The sequence below is a fragment of the Marinobacter nitratireducens genome (assembly GCF_000708045.1).
GTDB classification, from domain to species: domain Bacteria; phylum Pseudomonadota; class Gammaproteobacteria; order Pseudomonadales; family Oleiphilaceae; genus Marinobacter; species Marinobacter nitratireducens.
Genome location: NZ_ANIE01000009.1, coordinates 158720 through 177049, shown reverse-complemented (window position 1 = coordinate 177049; position 18330 = coordinate 158720). Strand labels below are relative to the sequence as shown.

19 protein-coding genes are annotated in these 18330 nt (G+C 57.4%); 8 read left to right on the top strand and 11 right to left on the bottom strand.

Annotated features, from left to right (window positions below; genetic code table 11):
• Positions 1 to 113: 113 nt before the first annotated feature.
• From D777_RS14920 to D777_RS14905, 4 genes are all read left to right on the top strand, one after another.
• Positions 114 to 701 (top strand): RNA polymerase sigma factor, encoded by a 588-nt coding sequence (locus D777_RS14920; protein WP_081849576.1) that lies wholly within the window; start codon positions 114 to 116, stop codon positions 699 to 701.
• Positions 688 to 1365 carry an anti-sigma factor family protein gene (locus tag D777_RS14915; protein WP_150112658.1) on the top strand — a complete coding sequence of 226 codons (678 nt, stop codon included), beginning with the start codon at positions 688 to 690 and terminating at the stop codon, positions 1363 to 1365. The genes D777_RS14920 and D777_RS14915 overlap by 14 nt, the downstream gene beginning before the upstream one ends.
• Positions 1362 to 1820, top strand: a complete 459-nt coding sequence (locus tag D777_RS14910; protein WP_036133853.1) for a hypothetical protein — start codon at positions 1362 to 1364, stop codon at positions 1818 to 1820. The genes D777_RS14915 and D777_RS14910 overlap by 4 nt, the downstream gene beginning before the upstream one ends.
• 102 nt (positions 1821 to 1922) lie before the next feature.
• A complete protein-coding gene (locus tag D777_RS14905) occupies positions 1923 to 3236 on the top strand; it encodes a tetratricopeptide repeat protein (protein WP_036133851.1) in 1314 nt (437 codons plus the stop codon).
• 9 nt (positions 3237 to 3245) lie between these two features.
• Here D777_RS14905 and oadA read toward each other — a convergent pair whose 3' ends face one another.
• The 6 genes from oadA to D777_RS14875 form a co-directional block, all read right to left on the bottom strand.
• On the bottom strand, positions 3246 to 5045 hold the full coding sequence (gene oadA / locus D777_RS14900) for a sodium-extruding oxaloacetate decarboxylase subunit alpha (protein ID WP_036133849.1): 1800 nt from the start codon (positions 5043 to 5045) through the stop codon (positions 3246 to 3248).
• 23 nt (positions 5046 to 5068) lie between these two features.
• Positions 5069 to 6490: an acetyl-CoA carboxylase biotin carboxylase subunit gene (locus D777_RS14895; RefSeq protein ID WP_036133847.1), complete on the bottom strand. Its 1422-nt coding sequence runs from the start codon at positions 6488 to 6490 to the stop codon at positions 5069 to 5071.
• Between the two features lie 91 nt (positions 6491 to 6581).
• Positions 6582 to 6938: a hypothetical protein gene (locus D777_RS14890; protein ID WP_150112657.1), complete on the bottom strand. Its 357-nt coding sequence runs from the start codon at positions 6936 to 6938 to the stop codon at positions 6582 to 6584.
• 74 nt (positions 6939 to 7012) lie between these two features.
• Positions 7013 to 7612: a CBS domain-containing protein gene (locus tag D777_RS14885; protein WP_036133840.1), complete on the bottom strand. Its 600-nt coding sequence runs from the start codon at positions 7610 to 7612 to the stop codon at positions 7013 to 7015.
• A 77-nt stretch (positions 7613 to 7689) separates the two neighbouring features.
• Positions 7690 to 8031, bottom strand: a complete 342-nt coding sequence (locus D777_RS14880) for a hypothetical protein (RefSeq protein WP_036133837.1) — start codon at positions 8029 to 8031, stop codon at positions 7690 to 7692.
• A 195-nt stretch (positions 8032 to 8226) separates the two neighbouring features.
• A complete protein-coding gene (locus D777_RS14875; protein ID WP_227501791.1) occupies positions 8227 to 9540 on the bottom strand; it encodes a DcaP family trimeric outer membrane transporter in 1314 nt (437 codons plus the stop codon).
• 328 nt (positions 9541 to 9868) lie between these two features.
• On the opposite strand from D777_RS14875, the gene D777_RS14870 reads away from it, so the two are divergent.
• The 4 genes from D777_RS14870 (at position 9869) to D777_RS14855 (ending at position 13559) form a co-directional block, all read left to right on the top strand.
• Positions 9869 to 11065, top strand: coding sequence for an acyl-CoA dehydrogenase family protein (locus D777_RS14870; RefSeq protein ID WP_036133830.1), 1197 nt, complete (start codon positions 9869 to 9871; stop codon positions 11063 to 11065).
• A 10-nt stretch (positions 11066 to 11075) separates the two neighbouring features.
• Complete coding sequence (locus tag D777_RS14865) at positions 11076 to 12218, top strand: acyl-CoA dehydrogenase family protein (protein ID WP_036133827.1); 1143 nt, start codon at positions 11076 to 11078, stop codon at positions 12216 to 12218.
• A gap of 110 nt (positions 12219 to 12328) precedes the next feature.
• Positions 12329 to 13090, top strand: a complete 762-nt coding sequence (locus D777_RS14860; RefSeq protein ID WP_036134412.1) for a class II aldolase/adducin family protein — start codon at positions 12329 to 12331, stop codon at positions 13088 to 13090.
• Positions 13091 to 13100: 10 nt separating this feature from the next.
• Positions 13101 to 13559, top strand: coding sequence for a MaoC family dehydratase (locus D777_RS14855; RefSeq protein WP_036133824.1), 459 nt, complete (start codon positions 13101 to 13103; stop codon positions 13557 to 13559).
• A gap of 38 nt (positions 13560 to 13597) precedes the next feature.
• Here D777_RS14855 and D777_RS14850 read toward each other — a convergent pair whose 3' ends face one another.
• From D777_RS14850 to D777_RS14830, 5 genes are all read right to left on the bottom strand, one after another.
• Positions 13598 to 14530: a ketopantoate reductase family protein gene (locus D777_RS14850; RefSeq protein WP_036133820.1), complete on the bottom strand. Its 933-nt coding sequence runs from the start codon at positions 14528 to 14530 to the stop codon at positions 13598 to 13600.
• A gap of 102 nt (positions 14531 to 14632) precedes the next feature.
• Positions 14633 to 15781, bottom strand: a complete 1149-nt coding sequence (locus D777_RS14845; protein ID WP_036133817.1) for an ABC transporter substrate-binding protein — start codon at positions 15779 to 15781, stop codon at positions 14633 to 14635.
• 59 nt (positions 15782 to 15840) lie between these two features.
• Positions 15841 to 16548: an ABC transporter ATP-binding protein gene (locus D777_RS14840; protein WP_036133814.1), complete on the bottom strand. Its 708-nt coding sequence runs from the start codon at positions 16546 to 16548 to the stop codon at positions 15841 to 15843.
• Positions 16535 to 17302 carry an ABC transporter ATP-binding protein gene (locus D777_RS14835; protein ID WP_036133811.1) on the bottom strand — a complete coding sequence of 256 codons (768 nt, stop codon included), beginning with the start codon at positions 17300 to 17302 and terminating at the stop codon, positions 16535 to 16537. The genes D777_RS14840 and D777_RS14835 overlap by 14 nt, the downstream gene beginning before the upstream one ends.
• Positions 17295 to 18329: a branched-chain amino acid ABC transporter permease gene (locus D777_RS14830; RefSeq protein ID WP_081849575.1), complete on the bottom strand. Its 1035-nt coding sequence runs from the start codon at positions 18327 to 18329 to the stop codon at positions 17295 to 17297. Before D777_RS14830 ends, D777_RS14835 begins: the two co-directional genes overlap by 8 nt.
• Position 18330 lies beyond the last annotated feature (1 nt).

Genomic DNA, 18330 nt, shown 5'->3' with positions numbered 1-18330 from the left:
ACATACCTACCAGGCGGACGCACTGGTACCATAGGAGGACGCTAACGAAAGAGCCCCAAAAAAACTCTGACAGAAGATCAAAGGGGCCGGGCAAGCTACTCAGAGGTACTCATTTGGCTCTGCTACCGTTCCGCCAGTCCAAATCAAAGCGGTTTGAAAACCTGATTCAGCCGCACCTGCAGCCGATGTATAACTATGCCTATCGTTTGACTGGCCGCTCCCACGATGCTGAGGATCTGGTACAGGAGGTGGTAACCAAACTGTTCCCAAAACTGGAAGAGATGGAGCAGGTGTCGCAGTTACGCCCATGGATTGCCCGGGTCCTGTATCGGCAGTTCATCGACAACATCCGGAAACGCCCTGCCGGCAGAGAAATGAATGCCAGCGCCCTCGACAATCCGGAACACCCAACCAGTTACCTGGAGTCACTTGAAAGCGCGGCCCCAGACCCACTGGGCCATACCGAAGGTGACCAACGCAGCGAACTGCTCAAGCAGGTTATTGGTGAACTTCAGCCCGATCAGCGCACGCTGCTTCTGCTGCACGACAGTGATGGCTGGCGTCAGGAAGACATAGCCGAGATTCTGGAGGTGCCCATTGGTACGATTAAGTCCCGACTGCACCGGGTCCGCGCGCTGGTGAGAACAAAATTTCAGGAACGACTGGAACCTTTTGAGGAGCAATTGCGTGACTCTCACTGAGGTGACTGCAATGAACTGTAACGAATTCAACCAATGCCTGGACGACTACGCGGCCGGTGAGCTGCCGGAGCCGATCGAACGGCAAATGCAACAGCACGCGGACAACTGCGCAACCTGCTCGCAGGATCTGGATGCAGCGCGTTTTGTTGCCGATACGATCGCCGTGTCGCGGCCGCCCCAGCCATCCGTGGACTTTGAGGCAAAGGCACTCAGTGGAATTCGCGACAAGCAGCCGCGGCCTGAGCGCTCCTGGACAACGCCAATCTGGGGCGGCGCTGTTGCTGCAGCCCTGGTGGTCGGCCTGTTCGTAGGCAGTGAGTTCAAGCAGCAACCTTCAGTTACGACCGAGACGGACACACCGGTCGCCGAAGCACCAGTGGAGATAACACAGCAGGTGGTACGACTCGCATTCAGTTCCAACGAGGCACTGGAGGACGTCACCCTGACCCTGGAGTTGCCGGCGAACATGGAGCTCGCACCATTTCCTGGCCACCACAAGGTTAGCTGGAAAGTCGATCTGAAGCCTGGAGACAATCTCCTGGCACTGCCACTAAACATCCTGTTTCCTGGGCAGGGAACTCTGGTCGCCCATCTGGGCGAAGGAAGTAACCGGAAAACGTTCCGCACAGAAATCGGGAAACAGGCTAAGGAGCCATCTTCATGATGCCTGAAACTCATGCATTGATCCGATTGTTCATCGCCGGCATTCTCTGCCTCGGCCTCCTGCCCGCAGTCGCCGCTGCGGAGACGGATTACGACGTCACCATGCGCATGGTGATGGATGATGAGGAACTGGATGCGTCTTTTGTCCAGGAAATGGAAATTCCGGAGTCGCTGAATCAACTGGACACCGCAAGTGACATTGAGCCTCTCGAACTGAACGAACTGGCGGATGAAACCCAGAACCTTCAGGAGACGCTCTCATCCGAGACCCGCGAAATCCGGGATGCGCTGGATGAACTGCTTCCCGGCGAAGAGATTATTGACGATACCGTTGGCGAGCTTCCGGATCTTACTGATCCGGACCTGCTTCCCGGCGGCGGGGATCTGGACCTTCTGAACGGTGATCAACTGGACCTGCTCAATAACCCGGAACTCAATGCGACCGGCCAGCAGTAGTCACTGAGGTTCTGCTCCACCACCTCCGCACACGGGATCTTATCCTGTGGGCATTTGTGCGTTAAGCTAGCCTTACATAAGAATGTATAAGGCCGAGCTTTCTTGTTGCAAAAATCTTTCTTCACCTTCGCGCTGTGTTTTCTGATCGCCTGGCCAACAATCGGCCTTGCCGACACCGAAGCGTCCGCGAAAAAAAAGTTCCTTGCCGGCATTCAGGCCTTTCAGCAGGAAAACCTGGTCAAGGCCCGTACTCTGCTGGAGGCCGCTGCGGAAGCCCTGTCTTCAAAGGCGCTAACCTACAACCTCGGTGTCGTGTACTACCGACTGGGCGAATACGACAAATCCCGGCAGATGTTCGAGGCGCTCCTGCCCACCAATCAACGGGCCCTCGCATTCTACAACCTCGGACTCATCGCCCTTGCCGAGGATGACACAACCAAAGCCCGACGTGCTTTCCGTGATGCAGCCAGAAACAGCTCCAAAGAGAACCTGACCAAGCTCGCCTACGGCCAGCTAAAGGAACTGGGCTCCGAGCTTCCAAGCCAACCATGGCAGGCCCTAGTTTCCCTGGGGACAGGCTACGAGGACAACATTGCACTCTTCCCGGACAGCGCTGCGACCACCCTCGACAGCAGCTTCTTCGAATCGGTAAACGCCGTTTCCGGCTATCCATTGCGCAGCGGGAATCACGCACTGAAGATTCTGGCCCAACTGTATGGGCGGCGCTATAACGAATACAAAGGCTTTGATACTTATCTGGCGCGACTGGAGTTAGCATGGGCCTACCTTCCCGATGGCTACAGGTTCAATCTTGGCATAGGTGGCGACCAGCTTTGGCAAGGCAGTGAGAGTCGTGAACAGAGAATGCGGGTCTTTACCGATTTCCAGGTCAAGGGCTGTTTGCGGGACAACGCCCGTGATCGCTGCACTTTGGGTCTGGAAGCAGAACAGGTTGAAGCTGCAGAGCGGTATCGCCCTTATGACGGCCAGCGCTACCAGTTCGAAACGAAATACCGTACCCGTTTCGGCGACTGGACCTGGGATGCGCGCTATCGGGTGGATTACAACGACCGCCGGGATCTGGATACCGGCACCGAGTCATTCAGTGTCTCTCCACTGACACAAACGGCCAAATTGGGACTGGATTACGAGGTGACATCAAACTGGAGCCTCGGGGCGTCTGCTAATTACGGCTTCCGCCACTACCAGACTGATCATCGTTTGCAGATCCCGGAAGGCCTGCTGACCATTCGGCGGGAGGACAATCGGTTTGCCTATTCCTTAAAGACGGCATACAAACTCACATCAGCCCTGTCGATGAGCCTCGACGTGGAGCAGGTTCAGAACAACAGCAACATTGATCGATACGATTACGATCGGCGGACGGCCACTCTGAGCCTGGCCGTCCACCTTTAACCGCCGGCCTTACTCGATATCGATCAGGACTTCACCGGGCACCACACGATCGCCTTTGGTAATCGCAACTTCCTTCACCGTTCCGGAGATGGTCGCTTTCACTTCCGTTTCCATTTTCATGGCTTCGATGATCAACACCGGATCTCCGGCTTCGACCTGGTCACCCTCGCTCACCAGAACATCAACGATATTACCCGGCATGCTCGTGGTTACATGCCCTTCCTTGGTTGCCGATGCCCGGCCGCCACTGGAACGGGAGCCGGCGTCGCCGTCACCTTCGGATGCGAGGTGGATTTCCTCAGGCACGCCGTCGACCGTCATGTAAAAACGGCGCTCATTCTCGCCCGTCGGACTGGCCCCGGTGACGTGAATATCGTAGCTCTCACCGTGCACCGTAATCTTGAACTTGGTTGAGAGATTGCCACCGGCCTGGCCGGATGGTACCGGCTCCAGTTTCTCTGGCTGCAGGGTTCCGTCTCGGCGCTGCTCCAGGTAGGACTTGGCCTGGTCCGGGAACATGGCGTAAGTGAGCACGTCCTCGTCGCTGGTTGCCAGGTCACCGACCTGCTTGCGCAGATCTTCCAGTTCCCGTGGGATCAGGTTCGCCGGGCGTTCCTCAACCAGCTCCTCGTTGCCAACCGCACGGCGCTGGAGTGCGCTGTCTACGGCCGCAGGCGCCTTGCCGTACCAGCCCTGGAGATACTTTTTCACTTCATTGGTGATGCTGTCATAACGTTTGCCGCCCAGAACATTGATCACCGCCTGGGTACCCACGATCTGGGACGTTGGCGTCACCAGCGGCGGGAAGCCCAGATCCTTGCGGACGCGCGGAATCTCCTCGAACACTTCCTGAATGCGATCCAGCGCTCCCTGTTCCTTGAGCTGGTTGGCCAGGTTGGACATCATCCCGCCCGGCACCTGAGACAGCAGCACCGAGGTATCAACACCGTTGTAGGCGCTTTCAAACTGGTGGTACTTTTTGCGCACTTCGCGGAAATGGCCGGTGGCCTTGTCCAGCAATTCCAGGTTCAGGCCCGTCTCATAGCCGGCATCGTGAAGCGCGGCCACCAGGGATTCTGTCGGCGGGTGACTGGTACCTCCGGCGAAGGCAGACAATGCGGTATCAATGTGATCAACCCCGGCTTCCATGGCGGCCCACTGACACATCGGTGCCATCCCGGAGGTGGCATGGGAATGCAGGAATACCGGCAGATTGAGCGTCTTTTTGAGCTTGCCGACCAGTTCAGCCGTGACCGATGGGGTCAGCAGGCCCGCCATGTCCTTGATGGCAATGCTGTCAGCGCCCATGTCAGCCATGGCTCTGGCCTGCTCCAGATAGGCATCGGTATCGTGAACCGGGCTGACGGTGTAACACAGGGTGCCCTGGGCGTGTTTGCCCGCCTTTTTTACGGCCTTGATACTGGTTTCCAGGTTGCGCACATCGTTCAGCGCATCAAACACCCGGAACACATCAATGCCGTTTTCCGCCGCTTTTGCCACGAAGGCCTCAACAACGTCATCACCGTAATGGCGATAACCCAGCAGGTTCTGGCCACGAAGCAGCATCTGCAGACGGGTATTCGGCAGTGCCTTACGCAAGGTGCGCAGACGCTCCCAGGGATCTTCTTTCAGGAACCGTACGCAGGCGTCGAAGGTAGCGCCACCCCAGCATTCCAGGGACCAGTAACCAGCCTGGTCGAGCCATTCACAGGCCGGCAACATGTCCTCAGTACGCAGACGGGTGGCGATCAGGGATTGATGGGCGTCCCTCAGGATAACGTCAGTGATGTGGATCTTACGCTTAGTCATTCTGGATCTCTCCGGTATTCGTTTTACAGGCCCGCCTGGGCTGCGATAGCGGCAGCGATGGCAGATGCAATGGATTCAGGGCGGGTCTTCGAGCTGTATTCCAGCAACTGAGGATTTGCTTCCACAAAGCCGGTATTGAAATCAGCCGCCTGGAACTCCGGGTGCTCAAGAATCTGTTTGTAATAGGGGATGGTGGTCTGGACGCCATAGATGCCCATGTCGCCGAGTGCCCGACGGGACCGCGCAATCAGCTCCGGCCAGTCCATCGACCAAACGATCAGCTTGGCGCACATCGAGTCATAGTAAGGAGGGATCTCATACCCGGTGTACATATTCGCGTCGGTGCGCACACCGGGGCCACCTGCTGAGTAATAGCGGGTGATCTGGCCAAAACTCGGCAGAAACCCATTCTTGGGGTCTTCGGCGTTGATCCGGAACTGGGCCGCAAACCCCCGGTAGCCGATGTCTTCCTGTTTGAGACCCAGCGGCTCGCCAGCGGCAATCCGGAGTTGCGCCTTAATGATATCGACCCCGGTTATTTCTTCGGTGATGGTGTGCTCCACCTGAACCCGGGTATTCATTTCCATGAAGTAGAAACTGCCATCGTGGTCCAGCAGGAACTCCACCGTTCCGGCGTTTACGTAGCCACACTGGCGAGCAACCCGACGGGCGAGATCGCCAATGTATTCACGCTGACTGTCCTCCAATTGCGGTGACGGTGCCAGCTCAATCAGCTTCTGGTTGCGGCGCTGGATCGAGCAGTCCCGCTCATAAAGGTGGACCACGTTCCCGTGCGAGTCCGCCAGGATCTGAACCTCAATATGACGGGGGTTGATAATGCATTTCTCCAGGAACACTTCGGCACTCCCGAATGCCTTGGTGGCCTCGGAAATCACCCGTTCGTAGTTCTGCCGCAGCTCTTTCTCATTGTCGCAACGGCGGATCCCCCGGCCACCACCGCCCGATGTTGCCTTCAGCATAACCGGGTAGCCGATGTCGGCTGCCTGGGCGACGGCATCATCCACGTTCTCAAGATTACCCTCGGACCCCGGTGTCACTGGAACGCCCGCCGCAACGGCGGTTTGCCGTGCCTGGGTTTTGTCGCCCATGGATGCAATGGCATCCGCCGACGGCCCGACAAACGTAATGCCCCTTTGCTCGCAGATGGCAGCGAGTTCCGCGTTCTCGGAGAGGAAACCGTAGCCGGGATGAAGAGCATCACAACCGGTTTCCACGGCCATGTTCACGATATGGTGCGGATTCAGGTATCCCGACAGAGGATCCTTGCTTATCTGATAAGACTCATCGGCTTTCTTGACGTGCAATGAATACTCATCAGCTTCGGAGTAGATAGCAACCGAGCGTATGCCCAGTTCGCTACAGGCCCGGGCAATTCTGACCGCAATCTCACCGCGATTGGCGATCAGCAGCTTCCGTATAGCCATGAAATATCCTCCAGATGTGGAAGGTTTGGACGTTGTCTTTTAACAGGGTAGTCAGGATGAGCGGCATTGGCTCCGTTCCTGATAACGGTCTTCAGACCAGGGGTGGCGCCTGTGGCAACACCGGGAAGCTGGCGCGGTGCACCAGAACAGCATGGGGAAGAGAAACAGAAGAGTCACAGGCCAGAGGCGAAACAAAACCGGAAAAGACCACGCCCCGGGTCAACTCTCCGTCCTGGTTTCCATCGCCCGCAACGTCATCGGCCATCAGGCACGAGACGCCCCCACAAGCCATAAACGTGGAGTCAGCCTGAACCGAGTGGGAAAGGAAAACAGAGAGGCCGAAAGCAAATAGAATCAGTGCACAAAGCACCTTCGGCCGGGCATATTGCTGGGCGTCCTGCATGGGCGTCCTTTGCATGACAAAAGTCAGGAACGAGTGTCGCGTCATACACGACCCCATTCAATACGGTTTTTTGGTGCCAAAAGATCGTTATTTTCGACCTTCTGGCACCTTGGTTACGGTCAGAACCCTCCCTGAACCACGTTTACAATTTCATAAAACCGGGTTGCCCGATGCTCAAGGTCCAGACTCAGATCCAGACGCTGTACCAGATCCCTTGCACCGATCAAGCCACGGAGATAGGTTTGCGACGGGTTATTCCAGTCGTCATCCAGCACCAGAAGATACTCTTCGTGAACTTCCCGGAAGGTACTGACCAGATCCCCCACCGTTGCGGCCCGGAGATCCCGATAATGGATGGCGGGCAGTTCACTGAGGGGGCGCATGATGTCACGCACCCGTATCTCAGGAATGGCGGTGCCTTGTCGGTTGGCAGCCATCATCGGCTTTTCACCGTTGACGTCGTGGATGGTCAGGATACCGATACAGTCGCCGGTTTGATTCTCGACCAGCTTGATGGGCGTGTCGGCCAGCCGCATCCAAAGGCGGGCCTCAGATACCGGCATGGTTGAACTGAGAGACGGTGGCCGCTGCTCGGCAAAGTCTTTCAGCAGATGAACAGCAGAGTCGTCACTGCCAATCTGGGCGACGGGCTTGGCGGTACTGATGGCGCCGGTGCGCGCCAGGTCCTGCACAGGCAGGGCATTGAATTCGTTGTTCATGATGAACCTCGCAATATGTAATTCGGACAGAACTGGCAGGCGGAATTACCCACCGTTCGTTTTGATCGTTGTCGGAATCAGGCGAGGATAGGGGGAGCCTGAGGTAGCTCCGGATAACTCAGAAGGCGACGGGGAGGCCGAACGGACTCAACTCTCGCAACAAAATCCGGAGCCAATCCGGGCTCGGGGAACAGCGAGAGAAAGGAGGCAAGAGGCAGCGGTTCCGGCGGGGACGAGTCACCGGCATCGAAGCTCGAAACCAGCTCCGGCGCGTGGTGGTCAAAGCTTTGATCATCCGAGAAGGGGTGCTGAGATACGCCAGCCCACAGCAAGAGCAGGCCCGTCATCAACAGAGAGAACAGGCTGACACTCAGAATGCTTTTGTGCGACGAATCACTCGACATGCTCAAGCCCTGCATCAGCTACTTCCACTAACCTTCTTTTTTAAACATAAGGACTTTTTGATACAAAGCAAGTCTGGAAGGGCACAGCCACATTAAAAAACCGAGAGAAAAAAGCCCCGGCGCTCGGGGGATGGGCGCCGGGGCAACAGGCACGAAACCTGTGAAGAAAGAAAACTCTCAAAGGGTCCTTCGTTGAGACTTCTGTGTGGATCAGAAGCTCAGCTTGGCTGACGCCATGACCTGCTCGTACTGCTTGCTGCCACTGCTGGCAATTTCTCCGAAGTCCCAGTAGGCGTATTCCAGACCAAGGATCAGATTCTTGTGAGCCGACCAAAGAAGGTTGGCATGGACCGACGTTGAAGAATCGAAGTAGCTGAGCGTGCCAGCCGGAGAGAATTCCAGGTCATCCACGATTTCTGTGTGGGAAGCCGAGACGGTGGAGCGCCATGCCGGGCTCCAGAAGTGACGATAGGCGGCCGTCGCGCCGTAGACGTTCAGCGGCTCTACCTTTCCTGCCGCCTGGGCACCCAGGTCGACATCCGGATAAGTGAACAGCCCCATGTAGCGTCCCAGCGCACCGTAACTGTATTGTAGGCGCAGATCATCACGGCCCACGGTCGGAATCCTTGCACTCAGCGACACAGCGCCGGCCACTTCAGTGTCTCCAGCCGCATCATCCTCCAGATTACGGAGCATACCGGCGACAGAGTAGAAGCCGTAGTTTCCGCGAATCTGGTAACGCGCGGTCAGGTCCGGGTAGGACTGGTCGTCATAAGAAGTGGAACCAAAGCCATCTTCCGGGTTTTCCAGGGCAACCATCAGTTTGCCGCCCGGCGCAGCCATGGTGTAACGCAACATCGGCTGCGTGGTGTATATAAAGGCAGCCTGTTTGCCCTGATTCAGGATTTCCGGCATGGCCGCCAGATCAGAGAATGTGGTATAGGTCTGGCCAAAATCCCAGCCATTCCAGTTACCATAGGCCTGGCGCAGGCGCGGAGAATAGCTGTTGGAAACCACTTCATTGCCGTCTGCGCCGATACCCTGATGAAAATCCATCTCGATATAGGTACGCAGTTTGTGGCCGGCAACCTCGTCGGTTTCTGTACCGATGCTCAGCCGGGACTCACGGGCAGTGAAGCCGGCCTTCCAGTCACTCTTGCCGGAAGCGGCCGCTGAGGCAAAAGTCCGCGGCAAGCCAATGGAATAGGTATTCTTTGAACCGTTACCATTGGAGCCGTAGATCATATCGGCTTTAACGAAACCACCGAAGGAAATGGTGGTATCACCAATCTTCAGGCCATCACCTTCCCGCAGGATGTAAGGATTGTCTTCGCTCAGCTCCGGTGCCGTCGAAACCGCACCTTCAAGCTTCTCCTCCAGAACCTGAACGCGCTCGCGCAGTTGTTCCAGTTCGGAATTGCTTTGGGCCGATACACCCGCAGAACCCAGCACAAGCATGGGCAATCCTGCCAGAGCAATGGCGCGGACAAGGGAGTGCTTCTTGATGTCTCTTCTTGTTGTCATCTCAAACCTCGTGACGGAGTTGGTATGTGTCGTTGTTATTGAATGAACCGGTGCTGGTACGTCGGCAAACCCAGCTCAACCCCTGGTTTCGCATAGCGGTATTGTGCGTAGTTCTAATTTCGCTTAGCAGTACCAGCTTCCGTGTTTTCGAATATAGACGAAGCTTTTTCTATCAACAAGGGCTTGAAACCAAATTTTGATGAAAGTCGTATCTACATAGCGTTTAGTTGTTTCATTTCCATTGACATCAACCAAAAACATCAGAGATCATTGAGCAATTCTGCTATGCGGTATATATTTTCGCTGTAATGCAAAACGAGGTTATGCCATGAACATGAACTACACGGCCGAGGAACTCGCCTTCCGTGACGAAGTGCGCGCCTTCCTGGATGAGAAGCTGCCGGCTGACATTGCCGCCAAAGTGAAAGGCTTCCGCCGCCTGTCCAAACAGGACCATCAGCGGTGGCAGAAAATCCTGACCGAACAGGGCTGGTACGCCACCCATTGGCCGGAAGAGTACGGCGGGGTGAAATGGACACCGGTGCAGAAGCACATCTGGGACGAAGAGTCCTGCCGCTATGGCGTACCTCGCTCCATCCCATTCGGTGTCAACATGGTGGCGCCGGTCATCATCAAGTTCGGCAACGAAGAACAGAAACAGCAGTACCTGCCCCGCATTCTCAGCGGCGAGGACTGGTGGTGTCAGGGCTATTCAGAGCCTGGTGCGGGTTCCGATCTGGCCTCCCTGAAAACCCGGGCTGTGCGGGACGGCGATCATTACATCGTTAACGGCCAGAAGACCTGGACCACTCTGGGTCAGCACGCCAACATGATTTTCTGTCTGGTGCGGACCAACACCGAGGTCAAGGCCCAGGAAGGCATTTCCTTCCTGCTGATCGACATGAACACTCCGGGCATCACCGTTCGCCCGATCATCACCCTCGATGGTGAGCACGAAGTGAACGAGGTGTTTTTCGAGGACGTCAAAGTTCCGGTCGAGAACCTGGTCGGCGAAGAGGACAAAGGCTGGACCTACGCCAAGTATCTGCTGACCTATGAGCGCACCGGGCTTGCAGGCATCGGCCTCTCCAAGGCGGCGCTTTCACACCTGAAACAACTGGCCTCGCGCCGCCTGAAAAATGGGCGTCCGCTGATTGAGGATCCCGCCTTCAGCCAGCGCATCTCCCAGGTTGAGATTGACCTGACCGCGGCAGCCATCAGCAACCTGCGCATCATTGCCTCTGTTGAAGGCGGCGGTGTTCCCGGCGCTGAAAGCTCCATGCTCAAGGTAAAGGGTACCGAGATTCGCCAGGCCATCAACGACCTCGCGCGCCGCGCGCTCGGGCCTTATGCGCTGCCGTTTGTGGAAGAAGAGCTGGATCTGAGTTACGAGGGCGAGTTCCTTTCTGACGAGAACGCTGCACCTCTGTCGGCCCAGTACTTTAACAACCGCAAGCTCTCGATTTTCGGCGGATCCAACGAGATCCAGAAGAACATCGTGTCGAAAATGATTCTCGGGCTTTAAGGAGGCGACCATGGATTTCCGACTAAATGAAGAGCAGCAGATGCTGCAGGACACCGTGGCCCGCCTGGTGCGCGGTGAATACAGTTTTGAAAAGCGTCTTGAATTCAGCGAAACCGATGCCGGATTCAGCGAAGATTTCTGGAAACAACTCGGCGAACTCGGCCTGACCGCCGTGCCCTTCTCCGAGGAACTGGGTGGCTTCGGTGGCGGCGGCGTCGAAGTGCAGTCCGTGATGACCGAGCTGGGCAAGGGCCTTTGCCTGGAACCCTACCTGCAGTCCGTCATTCTCGCCGGCGGCCTGATTGGCCAATCCGGCAACGACAGCCAGAAAGAACAGTGGCTGGCCGGTATTGCAGCGGGTGAACTGAAGGCCGCCGTTGGTCTTCAGGAGCCCCAGAGTTTCTACAGCCTGAACGACGTGGAAACCCGCGCCGAAAAAAATGGCGAAGGCTACGTGCTGAACGGTCGGAAGGCCGTGGTCATTGGCGGCCAGTGTGCCGATCTGATCCTGGTGTCCGCACGCACCGCCGGCAGCAGCCGGGACAGCGACGGCATTAGCCTGTTCGCGATCTCACCGGAAACGGCCGGTGTCGAACGCCGGGTTTACCCCACCATTGACGGCTCCAAGGGCTGTGACATCACCCTGACCAACGTTCAAGTGGGAGCCGACGCGCTTCTGGGCAACGAAGGCCAGGCCTCGAACGCCATCGAATACCAGACCGGACGCGCCATTGCTGCCCTGTGCGCGGAAGCCGTGGGCGTGATGGAAGTGGCCAACGAACTGACCCTGGACTACCTCAAGCAGCGCAAGCAGTTTGGTGTCCCCATCGGCAAGTTCCAGGTCCTGCAGCACCGCATGGTGGACATGATGTCCGAACTGGAACAGGCCCGTTCCATGGCGATCCTGGCCGCCAGCGTGGCCGACGAGGAACAGAGCGATGAGCGCCGCCGCATTCTGGCTGCCGCCAAGAACGTGATCGGCCGTAGTGGTCAATTCATCTCCGAAAAAGGCATTCAGTCCCATGGCGGCATCGGGATGACCTGGGAGTATAACTTCGCCCATTACGCCAAGCGTCTGGTGATGATCAACCATCAGCTCGGTGACGACGATTTCCACCTGGAACGTTACGCCACCCTTTTACAGGCCAGCTAAATCCCTTCATCAGTGAGCCTGGGGCCTCTCTCCACCAGTCAGAGGCCTTGTTGGGGGTGGTCGTCAGGCCACCCCCTTTTTTATTTCCGGAACCTCGTGAGGTGAGCACCATGACAACAATGAATAACGCAACCGACGCCGACTCCCTGCGCAAGGCTGAATGGAACGTGCGCACCGAACTGGCCGCGGCCTACCGCCTCGTCGCCCTGTTTGGCTGGGACGATCTTGTTTTCACCCACCTCTCGGCGCGGTTACCCGGCCCGGAGCATCATTTCCTGATAAACCCCTACGGGCTCCTGTTCCACGAAATCACCGCCTCATCGCTGGTCAAGGTGGATCAGGACGGACAGGTGGTGGAATCCGGTGGCCTGGCACGAGTCAACCCGGCGGGCTTCACTATCCATAGCGCAGTTCACATGGGCCGCGAGGACGCTGGGGCCGTCATGCACCTTCATGCGTCGGATGGCGTGGCCGTTTCCGCGCACAAAGACGGTCTGCTGCCCCTGAGCCAGACCGCCATGCTCTGCCTCGACCACCTCTGCTACCACGATTACGAAGGCGTTGCCCTCAACCTGGACGAGCGGGAGCGCCTGATCCGGGACCTTGGCGACAAGTCCATGATGATCCTGCGCAACCACGGCGTACTCACCGCCGGCAAGGATGTCGCTGAAACCTTCACCTACCTCTACTTCCTGATGAAAGCCTGCGAGATCCAGGTGAAAACCCAGAGCTGCGGCCCGGTGTACATGCCCTCGGAACAGGCCATCCAGACCACGGCGGAGCAGTCCCAGCAGCTGGGCATGGCATCAAAGCTGACCTGGCCGGCCCTTCGCCGCCTGCTCGACAGCAAGAACCCCGGCTACGCGGTCTAAGGAGGCAACGATGATCACACCCACTCTGCAGGAACTGGAAGGGTATAAAGGCCAGTTGATCGGCCACAGCCCTTGGGAAACCATCTCCCAGGCCATGATCCAGGCCTTTGCCGACGCCACCGGTGACCACCAATGGATTCACGTTGATGTGGAACGCGCCCGCACCGAGTCGCCCTGGCGGAGCCCGATTGCCCACGGTTACCTGACGGTTTCCCTGATCCCGAAACTCAACAGCCAGGTACTTCAGGTCAGCGGGCTGAAGGCTACGATTAACTATGGTATGAACAAGCTGCGCTTTCCGTCACCCGTTAAAGCCGGATCCAGGGTACGGGCAAAGGTGGAGCTGATGGATCTGGAACCCGCCGGGGAGCGCCGCTACCTGGCCAGCTTCCGGACCACGATTGAAATTGAGGGAGAAGACCGGCCGGCCTGTGTCGCGGAAAATCTGGCGATGTATGTGGCCGAATGAAGCGGGGCTCCGGGATCAAGCCCGGAGCCCATGATCCTTCATGCGCTCTCCAGCAACCCGCGAATCCTCAGCGTCACCAGCACGGTGTTCAGGTGAGGCACAGCAATCCCGTGGTGCTTTGCAATGGCAACCACATTGCCCAGGACTGCATCGCGTTCGATTGGCCGGCCGTTCAGGTAATCGAGCGCCATACTGTTTTTGTAGGCCGGCATGGCTCGGGTGCCCTCGATATTTTGCTCAATGACCTTCTCATCCATCGGGTAGCCTTCAGCAGCCGCTACCGCCATCACTTCCCGGATCATGGCCCGGATCAGGTCCTCACCACCCTCTGCATCAAGGATCGACAGCGTATCCGCCCCATTGGCAATGACTGAGAGCGGGTTAAAGGGGGTATTCCAGAGGCACTTCCGCCAACGCTCGCCCACCACCTGATCGGTGAGATCGATCTTGATACCACCCTCAGTAAACAAATCCGCCAGTGTCTGGCAGGATTCATCAATACCTTTGGGGAAACTGCCCATCACCAGTTTTCCGTAGGCTTTGTGTTCCACCACACCGGGCGCCGTGCGACTGGCGGCGATAAAGGCCAGGCAGCTGATCAGGGGATTATCCGGAAAGGCATCGGCCAGTTCCCGCTCGATATCCAAACCATTTTCAATCAACACCAACCGGGTGTTTTTACCCATCCAGGGTTTTACCAGCGAGACCCGGTCAACCCCCGGCAGCACCTTGACGCAGAGAATCAGGTAATCCGGCGCTTCCTCCGGCGTGTCGCCATCCCGGTAGACATTATCCGGCCGATAGGAGAGGTCACCAAGAGGACTGGAGACGCTGATGCCATTGGCCTTGACCGCATCGTACTCGGAGCGCAGCACAGCGCTGACACGGCAACCGGCCTTCTTCAGGATCGCACCGTAAAAACTGCCGATGGCACCGGCTCCAACAATCAAAATACTGGGCTTGTCGCTCATAGCGTTTGTGAATCCTCGTTTCGTGTTCGAGCCTCAAGACAAACCGGGGCCGCCCCTCTGCAGGGGCAGCCCCGGAATAATGCCGTCGTCAGGTAGCCTGCCTTACTTGATGGCTTCCTGAACGATCTTACCATCCTTAACCACAGCGAGCGTGGTATCGGTAACAAAGCCACCTTTCTCGGTTACATCGGTCACTTCGTACGGATTCTTGCTTGCATCCATAGCCTTCAGCGCATCACCCAGAGCGGCACGGATTACTTTCGGATCCGTAGACTCCGTCGCATCCATCGCGGCCACAAGGCCATGCAGTGCCAGGTAATTGTAGGCGGCTTCTGAACCTGGCGTTTTACCGTACTTCTCTTCATAGCGCTTGAGGAAAGACTTCGCGGCGTCAGTGTCATAAACGCTCAATGGGACAACACCCACTGCACCTTCGACCATATCCAGGCCGCCAGCGACATTGGCCACCTCATCGATCTTGGCCTGATCCATCACGATAAAACCACCCTGGAAGCCCATCTGACGGGCCTGCTGCACCACCAGGCCAGTAGGCTCGGAAGCCCCGCCCACAAACATAACATCCGGTTCTTCAGCAATGATGCGACTGACTCCGGTGAAAAAGTCCGCAGACTTGTTGTAATCCATCGGGTTATTGGCAACCACTTTGCCACCCTTCGACGTCCACTCTTTTTCAATCATCGAGCCCCAGATCTTGGCGTACTCGTGGGTCGCACCGGCCATGCCCAACGTGGTACCCAGGTTCTCCAGCGCATAATCCGTAAAGGCGTGGACATAACCATCGAACGTGGGGGGGATTCGCACTGTCAGGGAGTTCCCCTTCTCAGTCACGGTCGGCACACTGGTGTAGGCCATGATCAGAAAGTCATCTTTCTCGTTGAAATCCTGCAGGGCAAAAACACCACCGGAGTGCGGGATGAATATCGCCGGCACGTTGGATTCCTGCTTCAGCCGTTTGGCGTTGGTGGCAGCCTGGGCTGGCGAGTACCGGTCGTCCAGCGATACCAGGTTGATAGTGGTCTTTTCCCCGTTGAGATCAAATCCACCCGCTGCGTTGATCTCTTCTGCGGCCATACGCAGGCCAGACAGGGTGTTCTCACCGTAAAGAGCTGCACCACCACTGAGCGGGCCAGTAAATCCGATATTGACCTCACCCGCCATAACACCAGCGGACAGACTGATTCCAAGGGTTGCTGCTGCGACTGCACGACCCAGTGTTCTTGCTGTTTTCATTGTTTTCTCCTGGTTTGTTGCGCTCGTTGTTATCGTCACTCTTGTCACTGTCGGGCTCGTCAGGCCCCAATGTATGCTTTGCGAACCTGCTCGTTACCCAGCATGGTTTCCCGGTCGCCTTCCATCACCAGGTGACCGTTCTCCATGACGTAGGCACGGTGGGCGATTTTCAGGGCCGCAAAGGCATTTTGCTCAGCCAGCAGCACCGTGGTGCCCAGGCTGTTGATCTGCTGGATGGTCTCGAACATCTGCTTGACCACCAAAGGCGCCAGCCCCAGTGATGGCTCATCCAGCATCAACAGACGGGGCCGGCTCATCATCGCCCGGCCAATGGCGACCATCTGCTGCTGACCACCCGACAGGGAACCGGCCGGCTGCTGGGCCTTGTCTTCCAGAATCGGGAACAGTTCCAGCACCTCGTTCAGGCGCTTGCGATTACCGGCACGGTCACGGCGATGCACGAAGGCCCCCATCATCAGGTTCTGCATCACGCTCATCTGCGGAAACAGTTTTCGACCCTCGGCGCACTGAACCACGCCGGAAGACACCACCGCGTTGGGCTTCATGCCATTGAGGTGCTTGTCCTCGAACTGGATATCACCGGCGGCGGGTTTGACCAGCCCGCTGATGGCGTTGAACAGCGTGGTTTTACCGGCACCGTTGGCGCCCAGAAGCACAACCAGCTCACCAGTGTCCACGGTCATCGAGATATCGGAGAGAGCCTTGAAACTGCCATAGCAGACATCGACATTCTTAAGCTGCAGCATCGTCTTCACCTCCCAGGTAGGCTTCGATCACCACCGGATTGTTACGCACCTGCTCCGGCGTGCCTTCTGCGATTTTCTCGCCGTGGTCGAGAACCATGATCTTGTCCGCCAGGCTCATGATCATGTCCATCTTGTGCTCGATCAGGCAGACCGTCAGACCGTTATCCACCATCTTGCGCATCAAGGCGGCAAAACCTTCAGTCTCTTCCGGGTTCACACCGGCAGCAGGCTCATCCAGCAGAACGATTTTGGGATCGGTCGCCAGGGCCAGGGCGAAGGCCACCCGTTTGCGCTCTTCCTGGGTGATGTCGGCGATGAACTGGCCGGCCACGTGGGTGAGACCGACAAAGTCCAGGGCTTCCATGGCCTTGTCACGGGCTGCCTTTTCCTCGCGCTGCAGGCGCTTGCTGTTGATCAGCACGTCCCACAGGCCGGATTGTGTGCGCAGGCGATGCCCGACAATCAGGTTATCCACAACCGTGGCCTGCTCGAACAGGTTCGTGGTCTGGAAGGTGCGTCCGACACCGAGCCTTGCCACCTGATCGCTGGGCATCCGGGTGACATCCTCGCCGTCCAGCAGGATGCGGCCCGAGGTGGGCTGGTGCATCCCGGAGATCAGATTAAAGAACGTACTCTTGCCGGCACCGTTGGGGCCGATGATGGCGTTGATCTTGCCCGCCTCGAATTCCACCGAGACATCATTCACCGCCGCCAGGCCGCCAAACATCTTGGTCAGGTGTTCTACCTTAAGCATTGTTCTCAACCTCCCGGCGCTGTGTGGTCACAACCTTGCTTTCCTTACGCTTCTTGGCGGGCGCAATGGACTGGGCCTTGTGGTGCATCCAGGTCAGGAACTGGCCGGTAATGCCCCGCGGGAAGAAGATCACCAGGATCACCAGCAACGGGCCGAATATGATCATCCGGTATTCCTCCAGGAACTGCAGGGACTGGGTTATCCAGACGATGCCCACGGTGCCCAGAAGCGGGCCGGTCAAGGTGCCGATACCGCCCACCAGCAGATAGGTGATCATGTCGAAGGTATGGATGATGTTGGCCTCTTCCGGACCAATGAACCGAACCATCCCGGCATACAGGGCGCCGGCCATCCCGGCGTAGGTGGTGGACAGCACGAATGCCAGCACCTTGTTGCGCATCAGATTGATGCCCAGGGACTGGGCCAGTTCATCGCCATTACGGATTGCAATGAAGGTACGACCCAGCAGCGAGCGGGACAGACGCCCCATGAACCAGATGGCGAATACCAGAAAGGCCAACACCAGGTAATAGAAGGGCGTGGTTTCGGTGAAGTCGACGACGCCGAAGCCATAGGGCGCGGCAATGTCTCGCACGCCAATCGGACCGTGGGTAAGCTCTTCCCACTTGTCGATCAGCAGGTAGATGATGAATCCCACGCACAGGGTGAAGATCGCAAAGTAATGCTCCTTCAGGCGCAGGGACACAATGCCCACCAGGAAACCGAGCACGGCGGTTACCACCAGTGCTGCAATAAAGGCAGGCCAGAAACTCCAGCCGGCATCGGCGGTGAGCAAGCCAAGGGTATAGGCTCCGATGGCAAAGAACCCTCCATGAGCGAGGTTCAGCTGGCCACAGTAACCCGTGATGATGTTCAGGCCATACACGGCAATCGCCCAGACAAAAGCCGACGCCATGACGTAGACCTGATACTCGTTACTGGCAAGAAACGGAAACACCACGGCGAAGGCCAGCATCGCCAGCTTGGCACCGGGTTTCATGAACAGGGATCCGAGTTTGAACAACATG

What these genes read in the sequence shown, in the direction of transcription:
- D777_RS14910 (WP_036133853.1), top strand. Translation starts at nt 1,362, where the DNA reads ATGATGCCTGAAACTCATGCATTGATCCGATTGTTCATCGCCGGCATT.
- D777_RS14845 (WP_036133817.1), bottom strand. Translation starts at nt 15,781, where the DNA reads ATGAAAACAGCAAGAACACTGGGTCGTGCAGTCGCAGCAGCAACCCTT.
- D777_RS14890 (WP_150112657.1), bottom strand. Translation starts at nt 6,938, where the DNA reads ATGACGCGACACTCGTTCCTGACTTTTGTCATGCAAAGGACGCCCATG.
- D777_RS14840 (WP_036133814.1), bottom strand. Translation starts at nt 16,548, where the DNA reads ATGCTGCAGCTTAAGAATGTCGATGTCTGCTATGGCAGTTTCAAGGCT.
- D777_RS14875 (WP_227501791.1), bottom strand. Translation starts at nt 9,540, where the DNA reads ATGACAACAAGAAGAGACATCAAGAAGCACTCCCTTGTCCGCGCCATT.
- D777_RS14855 (WP_036133824.1), top strand. Translation starts at nt 13,101, where the DNA reads ATGATCACACCCACTCTGCAGGAACTGGAAGGGTATAAAGGCCAGTTG.
- D777_RS14895 (WP_036133847.1), bottom strand. Translation starts at nt 6,490, where the DNA reads ATGGCTATACGGAAGCTGCTGATCGCCAATCGCGGTGAGATTGCGGTC.
- D777_RS14850 (WP_036133820.1), bottom strand. Translation starts at nt 14,530, where the DNA reads ATGAGCGACAAGCCCAGTATTTTGATTGTTGGAGCCGGTGCCATCGGC.
- D777_RS14860 (WP_036134412.1), top strand. Translation starts at nt 12,329, where the DNA reads ATGACAACAATGAATAACGCAACCGACGCCGACTCCCTGCGCAAGGCT.
- D777_RS14885 (WP_036133840.1), bottom strand. Translation starts at nt 7,612, where the DNA reads ATGAACAACGAATTCAATGCCCTGCCTGTGCAGGACCTGGCGCGCACC.
- D777_RS14835 (WP_036133811.1), bottom strand. Translation starts at nt 17,302, where the DNA reads ATGCTTAAGGTAGAACACCTGACCAAGATGTTTGGCGGCCTGGCGGCG.
- D777_RS14830 (WP_081849575.1), bottom strand. Translation starts at nt 18,329, where the DNA reads ATGTTGTTCAAACTCGGATCCCTGTTCATGAAACCCGGTGCCAAGCTG.
- oadA (WP_036133849.1), bottom strand. Translation starts at nt 5,045, where the DNA reads ATGACTAAGCGTAAGATCCACATCACTGACGTTATCCTGAGGGACGCC.
- D777_RS14880 (WP_036133837.1), bottom strand. Translation starts at nt 8,031, where the DNA reads ATGCAGGGCTTGAGCATGTCGAGTGATTCGTCGCACAAAAGCATTCTG.
- D777_RS14865 (WP_036133827.1), top strand. Translation starts at nt 11,076, where the DNA reads ATGGATTTCCGACTAAATGAAGAGCAGCAGATGCTGCAGGACACCGTG.
- D777_RS14870 (WP_036133830.1), top strand. Translation starts at nt 9,869, where the DNA reads ATGAACATGAACTACACGGCCGAGGAACTCGCCTTCCGTGACGAAGTG.